The sequence below is a fragment of the Gluconacetobacter sp. genome, from assembly GCF_047721585.1.
Classification (GTDB): domain Bacteria; phylum Pseudomonadota; class Alphaproteobacteria; order Acetobacterales; family Acetobacteraceae; genus Gluconacetobacter; species Gluconacetobacter dulcium.
Genome location: NZ_JBDNXE010000083.1, coordinates 1 through 18,800 on the forward strand (window position 1 = coordinate 1; position 18,800 = coordinate 18,800).

The window sequence follows — 18,800 nt, forward strand, 5'->3', positions numbered from 1 at the left end:
CAATTGCTGGCCGCCGCAGATGCCCAGCACCGGCAGCCCGGATGCGATGGCGCCCCGTGGCAGCCCCCCTTGGGCGGTGGTGCGGGCGGGGGGGGGAGGGTTGGCGCGGGATAGGGCAGTACGGGGTATTGCTGCAAGGGCGGGTAGGCGTACGGATATTGGCCGGGAGGGAACGGCTTGCCCCGTTCGGTCGTCGGCGGCGCGTAGGTGGGAGCGGTGCCGCCGGGCGGGGCGTCATAGGGGCCATATGTCGTGACGCGGTTGCCGGTGTCGTCATGCGCCTGGGCGGGGAGGAGCGTTGCGGCCTGCACGAGCAAGATGGCACCGATCATCGGATATCGCCGCATGTCCTGCATTCCTTCCATATCCTGTGACGGGGTGCATATGTGTGGTCGCTGCCATGGGATCAGGATCCCTGGCGGAGGGCGGCGCCGGCGGTGCGGTCGAGGCGCAGATAGCCCGGGATCGAGAGGATCAGGGGGATCGCGACGATCAGGAACGCCCAGTGGAAATCGGTGGGCGTGAAGGCGTCGGTGGAGGGGTGTTCGCCGCGCAGGGTCGCGGTCAGCCGCAGGGTGAGGGCGGCGAAGGCGACGGCCATGCCGATGCACATCTGCTGGCTGACGCTGAGCAACGTGCTGGCGGGGCCTTTTTCCTGCGCGCCGATATCGGCATAGCCCAGGGTGGCCAGCAGCGTGTACTGCATCGAGCGCGTGACGCCGCAGCCCAGCAGCACCAGCAGCAGGAGCGTGACCGGAGTGGCCGGGACCATGGTGCCCGCCAGCAAGACGAACAGCGCCCCCAGGGCCGCGTTGACGGCGGCGGTGGTGCGGAAACCGAAATGCTGGAGGATGCGGGTGGTGAACATCTTCATGCCCAGATTGCCCAGCGCGAAGGCAAGCATCAGCGAACCGGCATGGAAGGCGGTGAGGCCGAAGCCGATCTGGAGCAGCAACGGCACCAGATAGGGGATGGCGTCGATCGTCAGGCGCGAGAGCGTGCCCGCCAGCACCGTGATGGCGAAGGTGGGGTGGCGCATCAGCCGGAAATCGAGCAGCGGATGCGCGCGGCCGGCCGCGTGGCGCAGGGTGGCGGTGGCCAGCAGCAGGCCGGCGCCGAACAACAGGGTGGCCAGCAGGGGGCTGGCCTGCGTGTTGCTGGCCAGTTCGGTGCCCAGCAGGAGGGCGGTGAGCGAGACGCCGCCCAGCACGAAGCCGCCCCAGTCCAGCGGGTGGCGTTCGCCGAACTGCTGCGGCACCACGGCGAAGATGACGCCCAGGACCGCCAGGCCCAGCGGCAGGTTGATGAAGAAGATCCAGTGCCAGCTTGCGAAGGTGACGATCATGCCGCCGACCGTGGGGCCGACCACTGGGGCTGCGACCGCCGGCCAGGTGATGGTGGAGATGGCCTGGATCATGCGGCTGGTTTCGGTATTGCGCACCACGATGAAGCGCCCGACCGGCACCATCATGGCGCCGCCCAGCCCCTGGAGCACCCGTGCCGCGACGAACGTGGGCACGCTGTCGGCGAAGCCGCAGAGCACCGAGGCGGCGGTGAAGACCGTGACCGCCGTGGCGAAGATGGTGCGCGAGCCGAAACGGTCGGCCATCCAGCCGCTGATCGGGATGAAGACCGCCAGCGTGAGCATATACGCCGTCATGCCCAGGCTGAGCTCGTTGGGGCCGACATGGAAGCTGCGCGCCATTGCGGGCAGCGCCGTGGCGATGATGGTGGAGTCGAGATACTCCATGAAAAAGGTGGCGGCGACGATGTAGGGCAGGATCGGCATGGGGGGACCATACCGCGCCATGCGCCGGACTTCCATGCCGTCGGGGCCGATCGGGCGGGGTGGGTTGTCACGAGTTTATCACATTTCCCGCACGGACGGCGTGTTATCGACGCGCCGTCCTTTTGCGACTGGATATGGTCCATTGCTTCCCGAAGAGCGAAATCATTGGCTGGCGACCCATGTTCTTCCGCATGAGGGGGATGTGCGGAGATGGTTGCGGCGTTTTTCGGGGATCGAAATCGACGACATCATCCAGCAGGCCTGGGTCGAGCTTGCCGAAGCCGATCCTGCTTCCATCAGATTTCCGCGTGCATGGTTTTTTGGTGTGGCGCGTCATCTGGTTCTTCAACACTATCGCAAGGCACGGATCGTTTCGTTCGATTCCCTGACGGATTTTTCCGGCGCGGAGATTCCCGACCTGGGGCAGGCGGTCGAACGGTCGGTGACTGCGCGACAGGAACTGCGTTTTCTCGATCAGGTCGCGCGCGACCTGCCGGATCGGTGCCGGGACGTGTTCGTGTTGCGTCGCTTTTATGGATATTCACAACGCGAATGTGCGCTTCACCTGAATGTTTCGGAGAATGTGGTCGAAAAGCAGCTTGCCAGGGCGCTCAGGATCATCGGCACGGCCTATGCCGGCAGAGACCTGCCCGCGCAGGGCGGCGGATCGGCGTCCGGTGACCTCCGGAGTGGAAAATCCAACGCCTGACACGATCGCCGCGGACTGGGTGACGCGGATGGATCGCGCCGCGCTGAGCGCGGGCGAGCAGGCCGAACTGGACCGGTGGCTGGGGGCCGATATCCGCCACCGTGGGGCGATGATCCGCGCGCAGGTGGTCTGGCAGGCGACGGAGCGCGCGGCGGCGCTGAAGCCCGGTGCGGGCGCGCCTGCCCCCGAAGCCTGCCGGCTGCCCGAGGCGTTCGCGTTCCGGCATGCCCGGCCGGCCCCGGTGCGACGGCTTTCGCGCCGGGCCATGGTGGCGGCTTCGGCGGCGCTGATGGTCGGCGCCCGGCCGGCGCCCTCGCGCGAGATGGGGCGCTTTTTCAGCGTGCGGGATGCGGCGCCGCGCTCGGTGGCGATTGCGGGGGGGACGGTTCGGCTGGACTGTTTCTCCGGCCTGCTGGTCGGCGGGGCGGATGCGCGGCTGCTGGACGGGCGGTGCGTGGTGTCGAGCCGGCGGGAGGCGCGGCTGGATGCCGGTGGCCTGATCTTTCGCTCCGTGGGGCGGATGCAGGTCTCGATCGCGGGGGAGAATACGGTCGGCCTGCTGCTCTCCGGCAGTGCCGTGGCGATTCGGCGGGGAACCGGGGAGCGCTTTATGCTGCATGCCGGGGATTGCCTGACCATGGGGGCGGACGCCGCCCCCCGGCTGCACGCCCTGACGGCGGAGGAACTGGCGCGCGCCACCAACTGGGAGCGCGGCGTGGTAGAATTGCAGGGCGAGACGCTTGGCGATGCCGCCGCGATCTTCAACCGCTATAACAGCAGGAAACTGGTGGTGCATGGGCAGGCCGGCGGGCGCGTGCTGATGGGATCGTTCGCGCTTGACGACCCCGATGCGTTCGCGCGGGTGGCGCGCAGCGTGCTGCATGTCGATTACGTGGGATCGCCGGGGCGGCTGGATATCTTCTGATCCCTGTCGGTCGTCATTCAGGCCGGTCGTCATTTAACTTTCACAAAAACGGGAGGCGGAAATCCGGGGCGCGGGGCAACTCACTGCTGTTCTCCACCCTATGAAAAGCCCGGATAGATCCTGTGAAAAGAAAGACCCTGCGTCGTCGCCTCTCGTTCTGTGCCGCTTTTCCGTCCGTTCATCTCTTTGGCCTGGCCATGGCATCGGTGAGCATGCTGCCGCTGGTGATGCCGCGTGCCGCCGTTGCACAGTCCGCCGCCGAGAAGGATTTTTCCATCCCGGCGCAACCGCTTTCCTCCGCCCTGACGCAGTTCAGCCGCCAGTCTGGCGTGCATGTGGCGGTGGATGGGCATGATGTGGAAAATGTCCGCTCCAGCACCGTGCAGGGGAAGAAGACGCCCGAGCAGGCGCTGGACGAGATGCTCAAGGATACCGGCGTTTCGGTGCAGTCGAAGGCCGATGGCGTGTGGCTGCTTCAGCGCGCCTCGCGGGCCGCGATGACGCCGGCCGTACTGCCGGAAGGCGAAGCCGTGATCGTGACCGGCCGTGCCTCCAGCAAGCAGCAGCGGAAGATCGACGCCAGCTATGCGATCACCACCATTTCGCAGGAGGATTTGCGGGTGCGTGGGACCTCTTCGGTGTCCGAGGCGCTGAAGAATACGCCGGGCTTCTGGGTCGAAGCCTCGGGGGGTGAAGTGGGGGCCAATATCCGGGCGCGCGGTATTCCGGTGGACGGGTATGGATCGGTCCAGCTTGAGGAAGACGGGCTGCCGGTGCAGTCGGACCCGGCGCTGGGATATCTGAACGCCGATGACTCGTTTCGGATCGACGAGACGATGAAGCAGATCCAGGTGGTGCGGGGCGGGCCGAGTTCCATCGTGGCGCAGAACGCGCCGGGCGGGCTGGTCAATTTCCTGTCGCGGCGGGGCGCCAGGAAACTTTCGGGGCTGGCCAAGCAGACATTCGGCGATGACGGGCTGTACCGCACCGATGCGTGGCTGGGCGGGCCGGCCGGTGCGTGGCGCTGGAGCCTGGGAGGGTTCTACCGGGTGGAAAACGGTGTGCGCGACCCCGGTTTCCGCGCCAATTCGGGCGGGCAGATCCGGGCCAATGTCAGCCGCGATTTCAGCCATGGCGGCAGTATCTTCGTCGATTACAAGCATCTGGACGACCGGACGACGCTCTTTACCGATATTCCCGTAACCCGCGACACGTCGGGCAATATCGTGTCGCTGCCCGGCTTCAATGCCAATACCGGCGAGTATTCGTCTTCCGTGCTGGAGAATGCGTATCTGCCCGGCCCCGGTGGCAGCACGAAGCATATCGACCTGCAAAGCGGCATTCATATCAACCTGCATCAGGTGACGGCCGGATTCCGGCATGATCTGGCCGACGGGTGGCACCTGACCGACACGTTCCGCTATCGCGCGATGAACGCCACCTGGACCGTGCTGTCGCCAAGCGCCGTGACGGATGCCGGCAAGCGGCTGGCCGGCCTGGGGGATGCCGGGTCGATGTTCGCCGGGGCGAGTGCCTGGCAGTTGCGGTATGTGAACGATCCCGGTCAGCCATTCTCCCCGGCCATGACGGGCAACAATTACGTCACCGATGCCTCGCTGCGCGCGGTGTGGATGAACGAGCATGAGGTCATGAACGACTTCAAGCTGGAAAAATCCTTCGCGTTCCTTGGCCATCATGACGTGGCGATCGGGGCGTTCGTGACCTATTTCAAGGAGGATTTCACGCGCTATTCGGCCAACCTGCTGCTGGATACGATGCCGCACGCGCAGCTTCTGAACATCGACGCGGTGAATGCGGCGGGGCAGGTCGTGGGATCGACCACGCAGAACGGCTATACCCGCTATGGCACCGAATTTGCCAACGGGCGGGGCGACGACACCGATGTGGCCGGTTATGCGACCGACGAATGGGCCATTACGAAGAAGCTGCGCGTGGATGCCGGCGTGCGCTACGAGGCGCAGCGGACCGGCGGGCTGGTCGAGGGCAGCCACAGCGTGGTGGCGGGTGCCGCGCCCTATCTGTCGAACATGCTGTCGGGCAACGGGATCTACACGCCTTATAACGCCAGCTTCTCCGGGTTTGGCGGCACGATCGGCGTGAATTACCAGCTTCAGCCCAATCTCGGCTTCTTTGCCCGGTTTACCCGTGCCTATCGCCTGCCCAGTCTGGCCTCGTTCATCACCAATCCGGTGGCGGCGCCGATCACGCAGAAGATCTTCATGTATGAAGGTGGCGTGAAATATCAGTCGCGCTATGCGGATCTTTTCCTGACCGGGTTCAATACCGACTATCCGAGCTACGGCATCAACAACCTGGTCTTCGACGTGAAGACGGGGTCGTACAACCAGCAGACGATCACGGCGACCACCCATACCTACGGGCTGGAATTCGAAGGGACGCTGCGCCCCAGCCAGTATTTCGACGTGGTGTTTTCCGGCACCGCGCAGAATGGGCGCTTCGGCAGGATGCGGTATCTGGTGCTGAGCAACGGGTCGCCCAATCTGCTCGATTATACCGGCAACCATCTGCTGCGCACGCCGCCGGTGATGTTTCGCGTGACGCCGCGCCTGCATCTGCTGGACGGCGGGCTGCTGTTGCAGGCCGATATCGAGCATTACGGCCTGCGCTATGCCGACGTGGCCAATACCCAGCGCCTGCCGGCCTATACGGTGATCAATTTCGGGGCGACCTATGCGATCACGCCTTATCTGACCTTCAACCTCTCGGGCCAGAACCTGAACAATTCGCTGGGGCTGACGGAGGGCAATCCGCGTTCGGGCGAGGTGCTGAGTTCGCAGGCCGGGCAGAATGTCTTCCTGGCGCGGCCGATCCTGGGCCGTAACTTCCGCATGTCGCTGATGGGCCAGTTCTGATGCCCGTCTCGTTCCCCCGTCACGCCGGTCGCGTGACGGGGTGTTGCCTGACGGTGCTGTGCCTGGCGTTGGCGCGGCAGCCTGTCGCGCGGGCGGCGGAGGGGCCGCGACTGGACCAGATCCAGGTGATCGGGTCGCATAACAGCTATCATGCCGGGCTGGCGCCTTCGATCGCGGCGCTGCTGGCGCGGCGCGACCCGGCCGCGGCGCAGGGGCTGGACTATGCCCATGCGGACCTGCCGACGCAGTTCGATCATGGGATCCGGCAGATCGAACTGGATGTTTATGCCGATACGGCGGGGGGGCGGTTTGCGCATCCGCGATCGGCGCGCTGGCTGGCGGAGGCGGGGTTGCCGCCTGCCGATACGGGCAACGCGGCCCTGATGCGCCGGCCCGGCTTCAAGGTGATGCATATCCCCGATATCGACCAGCGGGCCACCTGCGAGCCGTTGCTGGCCTGTCTGGGGCAGGTGCGGGCGTGGTCGCGGGCGCATCCGGGGCATCTGCCGCTGTTCGTGCTGCTGGAGGTCGAACAGGGCAGGCGCGCGCCGCTGACCGAGCCCGAGCCGTTTACCGGGCGGACCTTCGATGCGCTGGAGAGGGAGATCCGCTCGGTATTCCCGCCGGGTGAGGTGCTGACGCCGGATCAGGTACGGGGGAATGCGCCGAGCCTGCGCGCGGCCGTTATGGCGCAGGGCTGGCCGGGCGTGGATGCGGCGCGGGGGAAGGTGGTCTTTCTGCTCGACCAGCGGTCGAACCGGGCGCTGTATCTGGAGGGGCATCCGGGCCTGCGGGGGCGGGTGGCGTTTACCAACGCGCCGCCGGAGGCTGACGATGCCGCCTTTACGGAGCTGAATGACGGGCCGCCCGAGGCGATTGCGGACCTGGTGCGGCGGCACATGCTGGTGCGCACGCGCGCCGACGCCAATACGGTGGAGGGGCGCAGCGGCGACCCGACGCGGCGGGATGCGGCGCTGGCCAGTGGTGCCCAACTGGTCAGCACCGACTATCCCGATTTCGAGCCTGCGCGCTGGACGGGATATCGCGTGGGGTTCGGGACCGGGCTGGCGGCGCGGTGCAACCCGGTGAGCGCGCCGGCCGCGTGCCGGGATGCGGCGATCGAGCCGCGTGCGCCCGAGGCGCTGCGCCTGCGCAAGCTGATATTGGTGGTGCGGCACGGCCTGCGGTCGCCGCTGGCGGATCAGGTGCCGTCGCGGGCGGTGATCGACCATGTGTGGCCGGTGTGGAGCGGAGTGCCGGGCGACCTGACGCCCGAGGGGGTGGCGCAGATGCGCGGGCTCGGGGTGTGGGAACGCGCGCTGATGGCCGGCAATGACATGGCGGGGCTGGCGGACGGCGGGTGCCCGGCGGCGGACAGGGTGCGGCTGCGGGCCAATTCCAGCCGGCGGACGGTTGCGAGCGCGGAGGCGTTTGCCGCCGGTTTTGCGCCCGGTTGCCCGGCTGCGATCGTGCATGAGCCGATCGGGGTGCCGGACAGGGTGTTCTCGCCGCTGGAGGCCGAGCGGCCTGTGGATCTGCGGGCGCTGCTGCCGGCCCTGCGGGCGGAGGCGGCGGCCGCCGGCCTGCTGGCGGGGCCGCCGCGCGAGGGGCTGTCGGTGCTGCGGCGCCTGGCCGGTTGTCCGGGGCGGGGGGCGCTGTGCGCCGATGACGGGATGCCGGCGGTGCTGGATGTCGATGCGTCCGGGCGGCATCTGACGCTTTCCGGATCGCTGTTGCCGGCATCGTCGGTGGCGGAGGCGATCATGCTGGGGGCGTTGTCCGGCCAGCCGGCGGCCCGGATGGCTTGGGGTGTGCTGGATGACGCCACGTTTGCCCGCCTGTCCGACCTGCATGCGGCGATGCTGCATGTGATGACCGGGTTGCCGACGCTGGCGCCGGTGCTCAGCCAGCCTCTGCGTGCGGCGATCGCGGCCGAACTGACCCGTGCCGACGGGCCGGCGCTGACGGTGTGGATGGGGCATGACGGCACCATCGTGCCGCTGCTGGCGCAGCTTGGCCTGCATGTGCATGCGCCGGGTTATGCGATGGATGACGTGCCCGTGGGCAGTGCGCTGGGCTTTGCCCTGCTGACGGATGCGCAGGGTGGGCACCCGGTGGTGCGGGTGTTGTTCCAGTCGCCGATGCCCGCGCGGCTGCGGGCTGGGGATGGGGCGTATCCGCCGGATATGGCGTATCTGGCGGTGCCCGGCTGTGGCGGGGAGGCGGTGTGCCCGCTGGCGACCTTTTCCCGGCTTCTGGACAGGGGCGCGGCACCGTGAGCCGATATGCCGTTTTTGCCGCTGTCGTTCTGGGGTTTGCCAGTGGGGCGTCCAGTGGGGTGGCCAGTGGGGTGGCGCGTGCGGAGGATCTGGTCGATCTGGTGCATCCGCTGATCGGGACCGGTGGCGGGGCGATCGGGTATGGCCGCACCATGCCGGTGGTGACGCCGCCTTTCGGCATGACGGGCTGGGTGGCGCAGACGCGGCAGAGCGGGCATCCGGGATTGTCGTATTATGACAGGGACCGTTCCATTTCCGGCTTTGTCGGCACCCATCAGGCGGCGTTGTGGATGGGGGATTATGGCGATGTCGTGATCATGCCCGAAAGCGGGGCGGCGCGGAGCGGGCTGGCCGAGCGGGCATTGCCGTTCAGTCACCGGGACGAGGAGGCGCGGCCGGATTATTACCGGGTGGTGATGGGGACGGGCGGGCAGGCGATCCGCGCCGAGATGACGGCGGCGGCGCATTCGGCGCTGTTCCGCTTCGTCTTTCCGGCCGGCGCGGCGCGGCGGGTGATGGTCGAGGCCAGCCGGCCGGGGGTTGCGGGCGGCGTGTCGGTGGATGAGGCGAAGGGGGAAATTGCCGGATATAATCCCCGTCGTTCGGATGCCGATCTGGGGCCGCTGACGCTGCCGCGCTTTCGTGGTTATTTCGTCGTGCAGTTCAGCCGGCCGGCGAAAATGGCCACCTATCCGGCCACGCCGGCGCCCGACCGGAGCACGGGGGCGTTCGCGACGTTCGATGCCGGAACGGATGCCGTGGAGGTGCGTGTGGGCACGTCCTTCATCAGTGTGGAACAGGCGCGGGAGAATCTGCGGCGGGAGATTCCGGGGTGGGATTTCGAGACCCTGCGCAGGACGTTGCACGACGCCTGGCGGGAGAAGCTGGACAGGATCGCGGTGGAGGGGTTGAGCGGGGAACAGCGGCACATCTTTTATACCGCGCTGTACCATGCGCTGCTCTATCCGCGCTCGCTTTCGGAATATGGGCGCTATTACAGCGCGTTTGACGACCAGGTGCATGCGGGGGAAAGCTATACCGATTTTGCGACCTGGGATGTGTTCCGTGCCGAGTTCAGCCTGCTGACGCTGGTGGCGCCCGAGCGGATCGGCGGGATGGTGCAGGCCCTGCTCCAGGATTACCAGCAGGGGGGCTGGATGCCGAAATGGCCCAATCCGTCCTATACCAACATCATGATCGGCACCCATGCGGATTCGCTGGTGGCTGAGGCGATCGGCAAGGGGTTTGCCGGGTTCGACCGGGCGCTGGCCTGGGAGGCCGTGCGCAAGGATGCGACGGTGCCGCCCGATGGCGACGCCACCAACGACTGGCGCGACCGCAAGCCGGGCACGCCCTACGAGGCGCGGGGCGGGCTGGGTTATGCGCTGCGGCTGGGCTATGTGCCGGCCGACCGGACGGCGGAATCCGCGTCCAGCACGCTGGACGATGCGTATGACGATTGGTGCGTGGCCCAGGTGGCCAGGGCTGTGGGCAGGCAGGCGGATTATGAACAGTTCCTGCGCCGGTCGGAGGATTACCGGAAATTGTTCAATCCGGCCACGCGGTTCATGCAAGCGCGCAATCTTGACGGGTCGTGGGCCGACCCCGACACCGGATGGACCGAGGGTGGAAAGTGGGTCTACACCTTCGACGTGCTGCATGATGTCGGCGGGCTGAGCGGACTGATGGGCGGGCGCGCGGCGCTGGCCGGGCGGCTGGACCGCTATTTCGACGGCAATTACAACTGGCACAGCAACGAGCCGTCGCATCATGTGCCGTATCTTTACGATTTCGTCGGGCAACCTTGGAAAACGCAGGAGCGGGTGCGCGAGATCATGCGTACGGAATATGCCGACCGTGTGTCCGGGCTGGATGGCGACGACGATTGCGGACAGATGTCGGCCTGGTACGTGTTTTCGGCTTTGGGGTTTTATCCGGTGAATCCGGCCTCGGGCACGTACATGATCGGGTCGCCGCTGGTTTCGCGCGCGCGGGTGCGGATGGCGGATGGGCGGGTGTTTGCCGTCGTGGCGGACCATAATACGGCGGATAATCGGTATATCCGGTCGGCGACGCTGGATGGTGCGGCGCTGTCGGCGCCCATGGTGACTTATCGGGACATGATGGATGGCCGCACCCTGCATTTCGTCATGGGAGCGAAGCCGAGCCGGTGGGGGGCGTCGTGGGTGGCGCCGGGCGTGCGGTGATGAAGGCTGTTGTGACGGTGCTGGTCGTGTTCCTGCTCGGCCTGCCGGCGCAGGGGCGGGAGGCCGGGTTTTCCGGGACGTGGTGCCTGGATGAGGCGGAGAGCGATTATCGCGACCTCCAGCAGCCGGAGGCGCGGAGGGATACGATCGTCGATCATGGCGACCGGATCACGGATGTGATCGTGGCGACGGCACGGGGACGGGCGCAGCATGTGACGCTGGACCTGCCGACCGATGGACGTGTCGTGCGTTTTCCCGCGCGGACCGTGCTGGGGACCAGCACCCTGCGCACCGTTGCCGCGCGGCGGGATGGGGCGGCGCTGGTCGTGACGCAGGAGGTGCGGACCGGCGATACCCTGCGCGTTGCCGTGATGCGCTGGACGCTGTCGGCTGATCGGGCGCGGCTGGTCATGACCGTTGCCTCGGAGGACGGGCGGCATGTGGTGGGGACGCTTGTTTTCAGGCGTGGCGTACCGTCGCGATAAAATGCGGCCGTGTGTGCCGTACGAGAGGGGCGGCGTTCTGCTGTTGGCGGGGCAGTGGGTGCCTGGGGACAGGATGTTCTTTTTGTGCAACGGAGTGTGGTGAATTTGCCACATTCTGGATGGAAGAATGGGGGATGCGGATAGGATTAATTCACATTTCGTATGGTCGCTGATACGAAGGCGGGGCGTTGTTGTGATTTTTTCAAACAACGATTTTTTGTCGTTTAATGTGGAGCCGCTATCGTGTCATCCTTCCGCTCGCTCGCCCTGGATTTCGTGCCTGTCAGCAGAAGGAGAGTTGTCGTTGGTTGCCGTCTTCATGCCCGGCGGGCGCTGCTGGCCGCGTCGATCCTGACGGCCTTCCCGGCCGTGGAGGCGTGGGCGGCTGATCCGGCGGCGGATGCCACACCGCAGCATGGCACCCGGACCGGCCGGAGTGGCGCCCAGGTGTTGAATGCCCCGCATGGTGCCGCCGTGATTCAGCCCGCCCGGCCGGCCGATGCGGGGGAAGCCATTATCGTGACCGGTACCCGCGAGACCGGGAAGAAGGCGCGGGACAGCGTGGCGCCGATCGATATCGTCTCGGCCCGGCAGCTTGCGCAGACGGGGCAGCCGACGCTGCGCGAGGCGCTGGGGCAGTTGCTGCCTTCGCTGACGCTGCCGACCGGCGGCTTCGATACCGGCGCGCTGACTTCGGCCTTCAGCCTGCGCGGATTGAGCCCGAACGAGACGCTGGTGCTGGTGGATGGCAAGCGGCGCCATACCACGGCGAACCTCTATGCCGATGGCGGGCCGCAGCAGGGGACCACGCCGGTCGATATCGACATGATTCCGATGGCGGCGATCGACCATGTGGAGATCCTCCGCGACGGGGCTTCGGCGCAATATGGGTCGGACGCCGTGGCGGGGGTGGTGAATATCATCCTCAAGACGCAGGACCATGGATTCAACGCCCAGTCGATTACCGGCATCACGGCGGCGAAGGACGGGTTTCAGCAGGGTGTGTATCTGGATGGCGGGGCGAAGCTGGGCGCGCGCGGGTTCGTGCATGTCAGCGGCGATTTCGTGCATGAGGACCACACGTTCCGCAGCGCGCCGGACCTGCGGACGGGCACCAAGATCAACAAGCTGCAAGGCCGGCCGGAGCAGACGCGCGAAAGCGTGGCGGTGAAGGCGGGGTATGACCTGACGGACGATATCCATGCCTATGCGCTGGCGACCTATGCGCACCGGCATGGCGAGGCGTTCCAGAACTATCGTCTGCCCAGTTCGCTGGCGACGCATCCTGAATATGCCGCCATCTATCCGAACGGCTATTCGCCGTTGGAGACGATCGATGAAAACGACTGGGAAGTGACGGCCGGTGTAAAGGGCGTGTTGCTGGGGTGGAACTGGGACCTGTCCTCGGTCTACGGGCGTGACTATGACGCGATCGGGTTGAAGGATTCGGCGAATTTCGCGGTGGCGCGGGATACCGGGCGGACGCCGACGGCGATCGCGGCGCAGGGGTTCAACAATGCGCAGTGGAGCAACAGCTTCGATCTGAGCCGGGCATTCCATCTTTCGGGCTGGCCGCACAGCATCAATGTGGCCGGGGGCGCGACCTATCGCTACGAGAGCTATTCGGTCGGTACCGGATCGCCGGATTCGACCTATGGCAGCGGGTCGGACGCGCTGGCGGGGACCAATGCGGGCAATGCCGGCAATTTCAACCGCGATGTCGTCGGCGGATATGTGGATATTGCCACGCATCTGCTGAAGAACTGGCAGTTCGATCTGGCCGGGCGGTTCGAGCATTATACCGATGTGGGGGATACCGAGACCGGGAAACTGTCCACCCGCTACGATGCGTTCAAATGGTTGGCGTTTCGCGCCACCATTTCCAACGGGTTCCATGCGCCGACGCTGGCGCAGGAGCATTACAGTTCGCTGACGCTGTCGCCGACGGCGGCGCGCGGGCTGATCGCCGCCAATTCGCCCGGTGCGCTGGCCAATGGCGCGGCGGCGCTGAAGCCGGAACGCTCCACCAACGCGACGGGCGGGGTGATTGTCGAGCCGGTGAAGAACCTGCATGTGACGGTCGATGTCTATCAGATCAACCTGCGTGACCAGATCCTGCCCGGTGGCAACATCACCGGCGACGCGGCGCGCTCTGCCCTGAAGCTGAACGGCTTTACGCTGCCTGAGGGATCGGACCAGTGGACGGCGGCCTCGCTCTCGACCAACTGGTTTGCCAATGTGGCCAGCACGCGCACGCAGGGGCTGGACCTGACGGCGACCTATCCGACGCGACTGGGCGATGTGGGGCGGATCGACTGGGATGTGGCCATCAACCTGAACCGGACCCGCCTGAGCCATCAGGCGGATTCCGCGACCGGGAAGCCGCTGCTGTCGGCGCAGAGCATCGCCTACATCACCACGGCGTATCCGCGCAGCAAGATGATCTTTGGCGGGCGTTTCACGCGCGGGGCGTGGACGGTGGGCGTGCATGAGATCCGCTATGGCCAGACCACGTCGCAACTGACCTACTATACGGGGGCCGCCAATACGGGGTCGCTGTCCAGCACGATGTTCCTGCCGTTTCGGAATACGCCGAAATTCATCACGAACCTGGACATTACCTTTCGCGCCAACCGGAACTGGTCGTTCACGCTGGGGGCGAACAACCTGTTCGATGCCCGCCCCAGCCGGGTGCCGGACGGGAACCGTTATCTGGGCGTGCCGCAATATTACATGAGCACGTCGCAGCTCGACATGAATGGCGGGTATTACTACCTGCGTGCCAACCTGACCCTGTAATGCCGAAGCGTGGAGCCGCTGCGATGCGGTTCCATCGTGTGGAAAGGCCATTCCCCGTCTGCCGGGGAATGGCGGCGTCCGGCGGCGGGTCCGCTGTCATAATAAATTCGCGTGTGTGACGGTTTGTCGTCACGATAGGTTCCCGACTTCGGGCCAGCAACATGGCCTTGGAGACATCTGGAACTTGACCGTTTGCCCGCCTCATATCGTTCGATGGGTCTCGTCGCACGTGATCCCGCAGGAGCAGAAGGTCAGGGGGGCGCTGCGTCGGCTCGGCATCGCGGAGAGCGATATCGACGACCTGATCCAGGATGCCTATTGCCGTCTGGCGACGCTGCGGTCGGTGGATCACATTGACCGGCCGGGCGCCTATTTCATGCAGATCGTCAAGAATGCCTGGCGTGACAGCCGCCGGCGGGCGCGGGTCGTCCGGCTTGAGGATTTTACGGAAAACGCGACGCTGACCGTCGAGGATGAGGCAACGGATATCGAGGCCGCCGTTTCGGCGCGCCAGCAGCTGGAACTGGTCGAGACATTGCTTGCCACGCTGCCCGAGCGATGCCGGACGATCTTTACCTGGAGGCGGATGGAGGGGATATCGCAGCGGGAAATTTCGAGACGCCTTGGCGTGAGCGAGAATGTAGTCGAAAATGACATTCAGAAGGCGTTGCGCCTGATCCAGCGGGCGCTGCGAGACCCTGTCGAAGAAGAGTGGAAGATTGACGATCAGTGGCGAAAAATCGGCTAGGGAGATAGAGGCCGAAGCGGCCGCCTGGGCCGCGAAGCTGGACGCCATGCCGGATCGGGATCATCCGGGCCTGAATGAATGGGTCTCGTGCAGCCCCCGGCATGTCGGCGCCCTGCTGCGCGCGCAGGCCGCGCTGGCGCTGTTCGAGCCGGTGTCCGCCCGCGCGGGGCGGACGGACGTGGGCACGCCGGACGCGCGGCGGCCAGATGAGAGACGGCCAGATGAGAGACGGCCTGATGAGAGATGGGCGGACGCGCGCGGGCCTGACGAGTACGCGCCTGACGAGAGCAAGCCGGCCAGGGATGCGCGGGCCAACGATGCGCGAGGTGGGGATATGCGGGGCGGGGGCGGACGCTCTCCGGCCTGGAAGCGACTGACCTTTATCGGCGGGGGGATGGCCGCGCTGGTGGCGTCGCTTGTCGCCGTCCTGCTCCTTGACCCGCCGGGAGAGCGGTATGTGACCCAGACCGGCGAGGTCCGGTCGATGGCGCTCAGCGATGGGTCGTCGGTGCTGATCGACGCGGGCAGCCGGATCGACATCGCCTTCGACGCGGGGCACCGCGATGTGCGCATGCAGGCCGGCAAGGTGCTGTTTCGCGCGACGCACGATGCGCGGCGCCCTTTTCGCGTGACCGTGGCGCAGGTCGTCATCACCGATATCGGCACGGCGTTCCAGGTGACGGATGACGACCCTGTGGGCGATGTCGAAGTCCTGGTCACCGAAGGGGCGGTCAGGGTCGATTCTCCGGCGGGTCGGATCAGCCTGACGGCGGGCCAGCGCGCCCGGTTTCCGAAACACGCGATGGACGGACCCCGGCCGGAAGCGGTGCGCCTCGCCCCCATGGATATCGAGCGGATGCTGGCGTGGCAGGAAGGGCGGCTTGAACTGGACGGTGAAACGCTGGACAGCGCGGTGGCCGAGATCAACCGGCATAACCGGCTGCATCTGCGCGTCGGCAGCCCCGCGCTGGGCCGGGAAAGCCTCTATGGATCGTTTCACATGGATGACGTGACGGGCTTCGCGCGTGCCGCCGCGGCGAGCCTGGGGGCCGAGGCGCGCGTCGAACAGGACGATATCGTGATCGATCCGCGAAAAAATCACGAGAACCGATAAGGAAACCGTTTCCGGGGACGTCGAGAAGACAAAACATCCTTGGGAATGCTTCATGCACGCTCTGTTTCACCGGCTGGCCGTGGGTTCGACCGTGTCCGCCGTCCTGATCGCCGCCCCGGCGCTGGCGCAAGTCGCGACCTTCGACGTGCCCGCGCAGGATGTCGCCAGTGCCGTAAGGCAATTCGCCCAGCAGGCGAAGATTCAGATCGTGATTTCCGGCCGGGTCGCGGAAGGGCGCCATACGCGCGCCATCAGCGGGGCAATGACGGTTGGGCAGGCGCTTGAACGGATGCTTGCCGACACCGGGTTGGTCGTCCGGAAGACCGGCGCGGGGATTTATGTCGTCGTCACCAGCCAGGATGCGGCGGCGCAGGGGGCTCCCCTGACGCCCATCCGCGCGGACGCGGGTGCGTCCGAGATGATCACGACCGTCGGCAAGGGCCAGGCCCGTTCGGTTTCGACCCTGTTGCGGTCGAACCTGGACGTGCTGCCGCCTGGGGTGAGCGTGCAGAAGGCGCTGAACATCCTGCCGGGCGTCAGCGCGCAATCAATGGATGCGCTGGGCATCAACGAGCAGTCGATGACCCTGCAAGTGCGCGGCTACAGCACCACGCATCTGGGCTACACGCTCGACGGCATGCCGCTCGGCGACGGTGCGTACAACAATTATAACGGCCTCAGCATCAACCGCGCGCTGATCTCGGACAATCTCGGCCATGCCGATCTTGCGACGGGGATCGCCGGCCTGGGTATCGCCTCGACCAGCAATCTCGGCGGGGCGGTCACCTATATGACCAGCAAGCCCCGCAGGAAGATGGGGTTCACGGTCAACCAGAGCTTCGGCAGCGAGGACGGGAAGCGTACCTTCGCGCGCTTCGATACCGGCGAACATGCCGGATTCTCGGCCTATTTTTCAGGGCAGTATGGCGAGCAGAACCTGTTCGTGCATCAGCGCGCCGATAACGGGTCCACCGTCGGGCAGTTCAACGGCAAGGTGGTGTATCAGTTCCATAACGGTTCGATCACCGCCTACGGGGACGTTTCGCGCACCAATCAGGCCGACACGCCTTATCTGTCGCAGAACATGCTCTCGCGCCTTGGCTGGGACTGGGGCGGTTATGCGCCGGACTGGCAATCCTATCTGGATCGCGCCTATTGCTCGGTGACCAAGCCGAAGGCGCCGACCAAATGCGTGCCCTCGAAAGCGCCGGAGAAGCTGTCGGATGTCACCTATACCAACGGCCAGATCCTGCGTGACGACAATCTGTTCTATGTCGCCGGGGATTATAACATCACCAGAACCCTGAGCGCGCATCTTCAGGTTTATCATCATACCGACACGGGGGCCGGCAATAACTGGATCACCGGATGGTCCACGCAGGGCACGGCGACCACCGCCGACGACCTGCCGGTGCAGATCCGCGATACGCGCTATACCATCGACCGGACCGGCGTGCTGGGCAACCTGAATTGGGTCGTCGGTTTCAACCATCTTCAGGCCGGGTTCTGGGTGGAAGACAATACCAGCAGCGCCGCGCGCTATATCTGGACCAACGTCACCGGACCCTTCAGCCTAGCGCAATATCTGCAAGGCCAGCCGGACCTGGCCCAATGGGTGCAGAAAACCACCTGGCAGACGCGGCAATTCTATGTTCAGGACTCGGCCAAATTCTTCAATGACGCGCTGACGATCGATTTCGGTTTCAAGGGCAGCTATTCCAGATCGGATGCCCAGGCCGAGCGGGGGATTGCCAAGACGGCACCGCCGGCGTCCAGCCAGTTCGCCAGCGGCACGCTGACGGCCAAGGATTACTTCCTGCCGCAGGTCGGCCTGCATTATCAGATCGCGCCGCGCCATGAGATGTTCGCGAGTTATTCCGAAAACATGGCGATGTTCCAGGGGGGATTCAAGCTTGGCCCGCAATCGGTGTCGCAGGCCGTGTGGGATGCGCAGGGGAAGACGCTGAAGCCCGAGACGTCGCGCAGTGTGGAGGGCGGCTATCGCTATGTGAGTGGGTCGCTTCAGGCTTCGGTGACCGGGTATTGGACGAAATTCGATAATCGGCTGTTGCAGTACAATCCCTGTCCGACCAACCAGCAGCAGAATGCGGGCTGTGGCAACTCCTTCCACAATGCCGGCAGCGTGACGAGCCGGGGCGCGGAACTCGGGGTGTTGTGGCAGCCGCTGAAATGGCTGAGCTGGTATAATTCGGCGTCGTTCAACCGGACGACCTATGACAACGACCTGAACTGGTGCACGACGACCTGCGTGCTCTATCGCACCGCCGGCAGGCAGCAGGTGGATACGCCGGAGAAAATGGCCGCGAGCATGCTGACCGCGCGGTGGAACGGTTTCTGGGCTTCGATCCAGGGCAAATATACCAGCCGGCGCTATTATACCTACACCAACGATGCCAGCTTCGGCGGGTATGGCACGGTCGATCTCGGGCTTGGCTACGATTTCAATTCAATCGGCTTCATGAGGGGTGCCAAGCTGGCGCTGAACATCACCAACCTGACCGACAAGCGCTATGCGTCGAACTTCGACAACAGCGTGTTCGCGCCGTCCGACAAATCGGGGACCATTCAGGTCTTTCACGCATCGGCGCCGCGGCAGGTTTTCGGGACGTTCGGTTTCAGCTTCTAGCGCGGGGTCTGTCTGAATGCGGGCATTCAGACAGGTGAAGGGGCTTGGACAAACAATAAGCCGGCGCATTTTCGCCGAACGGGTTTCGTGAAGACCGACCCGGTGTTTTTCAGGATAGCCTCGCGGGGGGGGGGGGGGGGGCGGGCCCCCCCCCCCCCCCGCGCCGGGGGGCCCCGGGGGGGGGGGGGGGGTGGTTTTGGGGGG

The 18,800-nt window shown here is 65.7% G+C and carries 11 protein-coding genes and 1 pseudogene; 10 read left to right on the top strand and 2 right to left on the bottom strand.

The features are described 5' to 3' along the window. Positions 1 to 347, bottom strand: a pseudogene (locus tag ABF821_RS14275) (hypothetical protein); the annotation flags it as partial. A 59-nt stretch (positions 348 to 406) separates the two neighbouring features. Continuing rightward, on the bottom strand, positions 407 to 1,810 hold the full coding sequence (locus tag ABF821_RS14280; protein ID WP_415530475.1) for an MFS transporter: 1,404 nt from the start codon (positions 1,808 to 1,810) through the stop codon (positions 407 to 409). 13 nt (positions 1,811 to 1,823) lie between these two features. Here ABF821_RS14280 and ABF821_RS14285 point away from each other — a divergent pair, with 13 nt between their 5' ends. The 10 genes from ABF821_RS14285 (at position 1,824) to ABF821_RS14330 (ending at position 18,596) form a co-directional block, all read left to right on the top strand. Then, on the top strand, positions 1,824 to 2,498 hold the full coding sequence (locus tag ABF821_RS14285; RefSeq protein WP_415530483.1) for an RNA polymerase sigma factor: 675 nt from the start codon (positions 1,824 to 1,826) through the stop codon (positions 2,496 to 2,498). Beyond that, positions 2,479 to 3,423 carry a FecR/PupR family sigma factor regulator gene (locus tag ABF821_RS14290; RefSeq protein ID WP_415530476.1) on the top strand — a complete coding sequence of 315 codons (945 nt, stop codon included), beginning with the start codon at positions 2,479 to 2,481 and terminating at the stop codon, positions 3,421 to 3,423. The genes ABF821_RS14285 and ABF821_RS14290 overlap by 20 nt, the downstream gene beginning before the upstream one ends. 122 nt (positions 3,424 to 3,545) lie before the next feature. Continuing rightward, a complete protein-coding gene (locus ABF821_RS14295) occupies positions 3,546 to 6,317 on the top strand; it encodes a TonB-dependent receptor domain-containing protein (protein ID WP_415530477.1) in 2,772 nt (923 codons plus the stop codon). Then, entirely contained in the window at positions 6,317 to 8,596 is a 2,280-nt protein-coding gene (locus ABF821_RS14300; RefSeq protein WP_415530478.1) for a Ca2+-dependent phosphoinositide-specific phospholipase C, read from the top strand. The genes ABF821_RS14295 and ABF821_RS14300 overlap by 1 nt, the downstream gene beginning before the upstream one ends. Next, positions 8,593 to 10,803, top strand: coding sequence for a GH92 family glycosyl hydrolase (locus tag ABF821_RS14305; RefSeq protein ID WP_415530479.1), 2,211 nt, complete (start codon positions 8,593 to 8,595; stop codon positions 10,801 to 10,803). Before ABF821_RS14300 ends, ABF821_RS14305 begins: the two co-directional genes overlap by 4 nt. Further along, positions 10,803 to 11,288, top strand: a complete 486-nt coding sequence (locus tag ABF821_RS14310; RefSeq protein WP_182974690.1) for a hypothetical protein — start codon at positions 10,803 to 10,805, stop codon at positions 11,286 to 11,288. The genes ABF821_RS14305 and ABF821_RS14310 overlap by 1 nt, the downstream gene beginning before the upstream one ends. 348 nt (positions 11,289 to 11,636) lie before the next feature. Next, positions 11,637 to 14,087, top strand: coding sequence for a TonB-dependent receptor plug domain-containing protein (locus ABF821_RS14315; protein ID WP_415530485.1), 2,451 nt, complete (start codon positions 11,637 to 11,639; stop codon positions 14,085 to 14,087). 229 nt (positions 14,088 to 14,316) lie between these two features. Next, positions 14,317 to 14,835 (top strand): RNA polymerase sigma factor, encoded by a 519-nt coding sequence (locus ABF821_RS14320; protein ID WP_220791823.1) that lies wholly within the window; start codon positions 14,317 to 14,319, stop codon positions 14,833 to 14,835. Next, complete coding sequence (locus ABF821_RS14325) at positions 14,807 to 15,949, top strand: FecR family protein (protein ID WP_415530480.1); 1,143 nt, start codon at positions 14,807 to 14,809, stop codon at positions 15,947 to 15,949. The genes ABF821_RS14320 and ABF821_RS14325 overlap by 29 nt, the downstream gene beginning before the upstream one ends. A gap of 52 nt (positions 15,950 to 16,001) precedes the next feature. Beyond that, on the top strand, positions 16,002 to 18,596 hold the full coding sequence (locus ABF821_RS14330) for a TonB-dependent receptor domain-containing protein (RefSeq protein WP_415530482.1): 2,595 nt from the start codon (positions 16,002 to 16,004) through the stop codon (positions 18,594 to 18,596). Positions 18,597 to 18,800: the final 204 nt, after the last annotated feature.

Excerpts from the sequence above, each read along its gene's own strand:
- ABF821_RS14300 (WP_415530478.1), top strand. The coding sequence starts at position 6,317 with ATGCCCGTCTCGTTCCCCCGTCACGCCGGTCGCGTGACGGGGTGTTGC.
- ABF821_RS14330 (WP_415530482.1), top strand. The coding sequence starts at position 16,002 with ATGCACGCTCTGTTTCACCGGCTGGCCGTGGGTTCGACCGTGTCCGCC.
- ABF821_RS14285 (WP_415530483.1), top strand. The coding sequence starts at position 1,824 with ATGCCGTCGGGGCCGATCGGGCGGGGTGGGTTGTCACGAGTTTATCAC.
- ABF821_RS14310 (WP_182974690.1), top strand. The coding sequence starts at position 10,803 with ATGAAGGCTGTTGTGACGGTGCTGGTCGTGTTCCTGCTCGGCCTGCCG.
- ABF821_RS14280 (WP_415530475.1), bottom strand. The coding sequence starts at position 1,810 with ATGGCGCGGTATGGTCCCCCCATGCCGATCCTGCCCTACATCGTCGCC.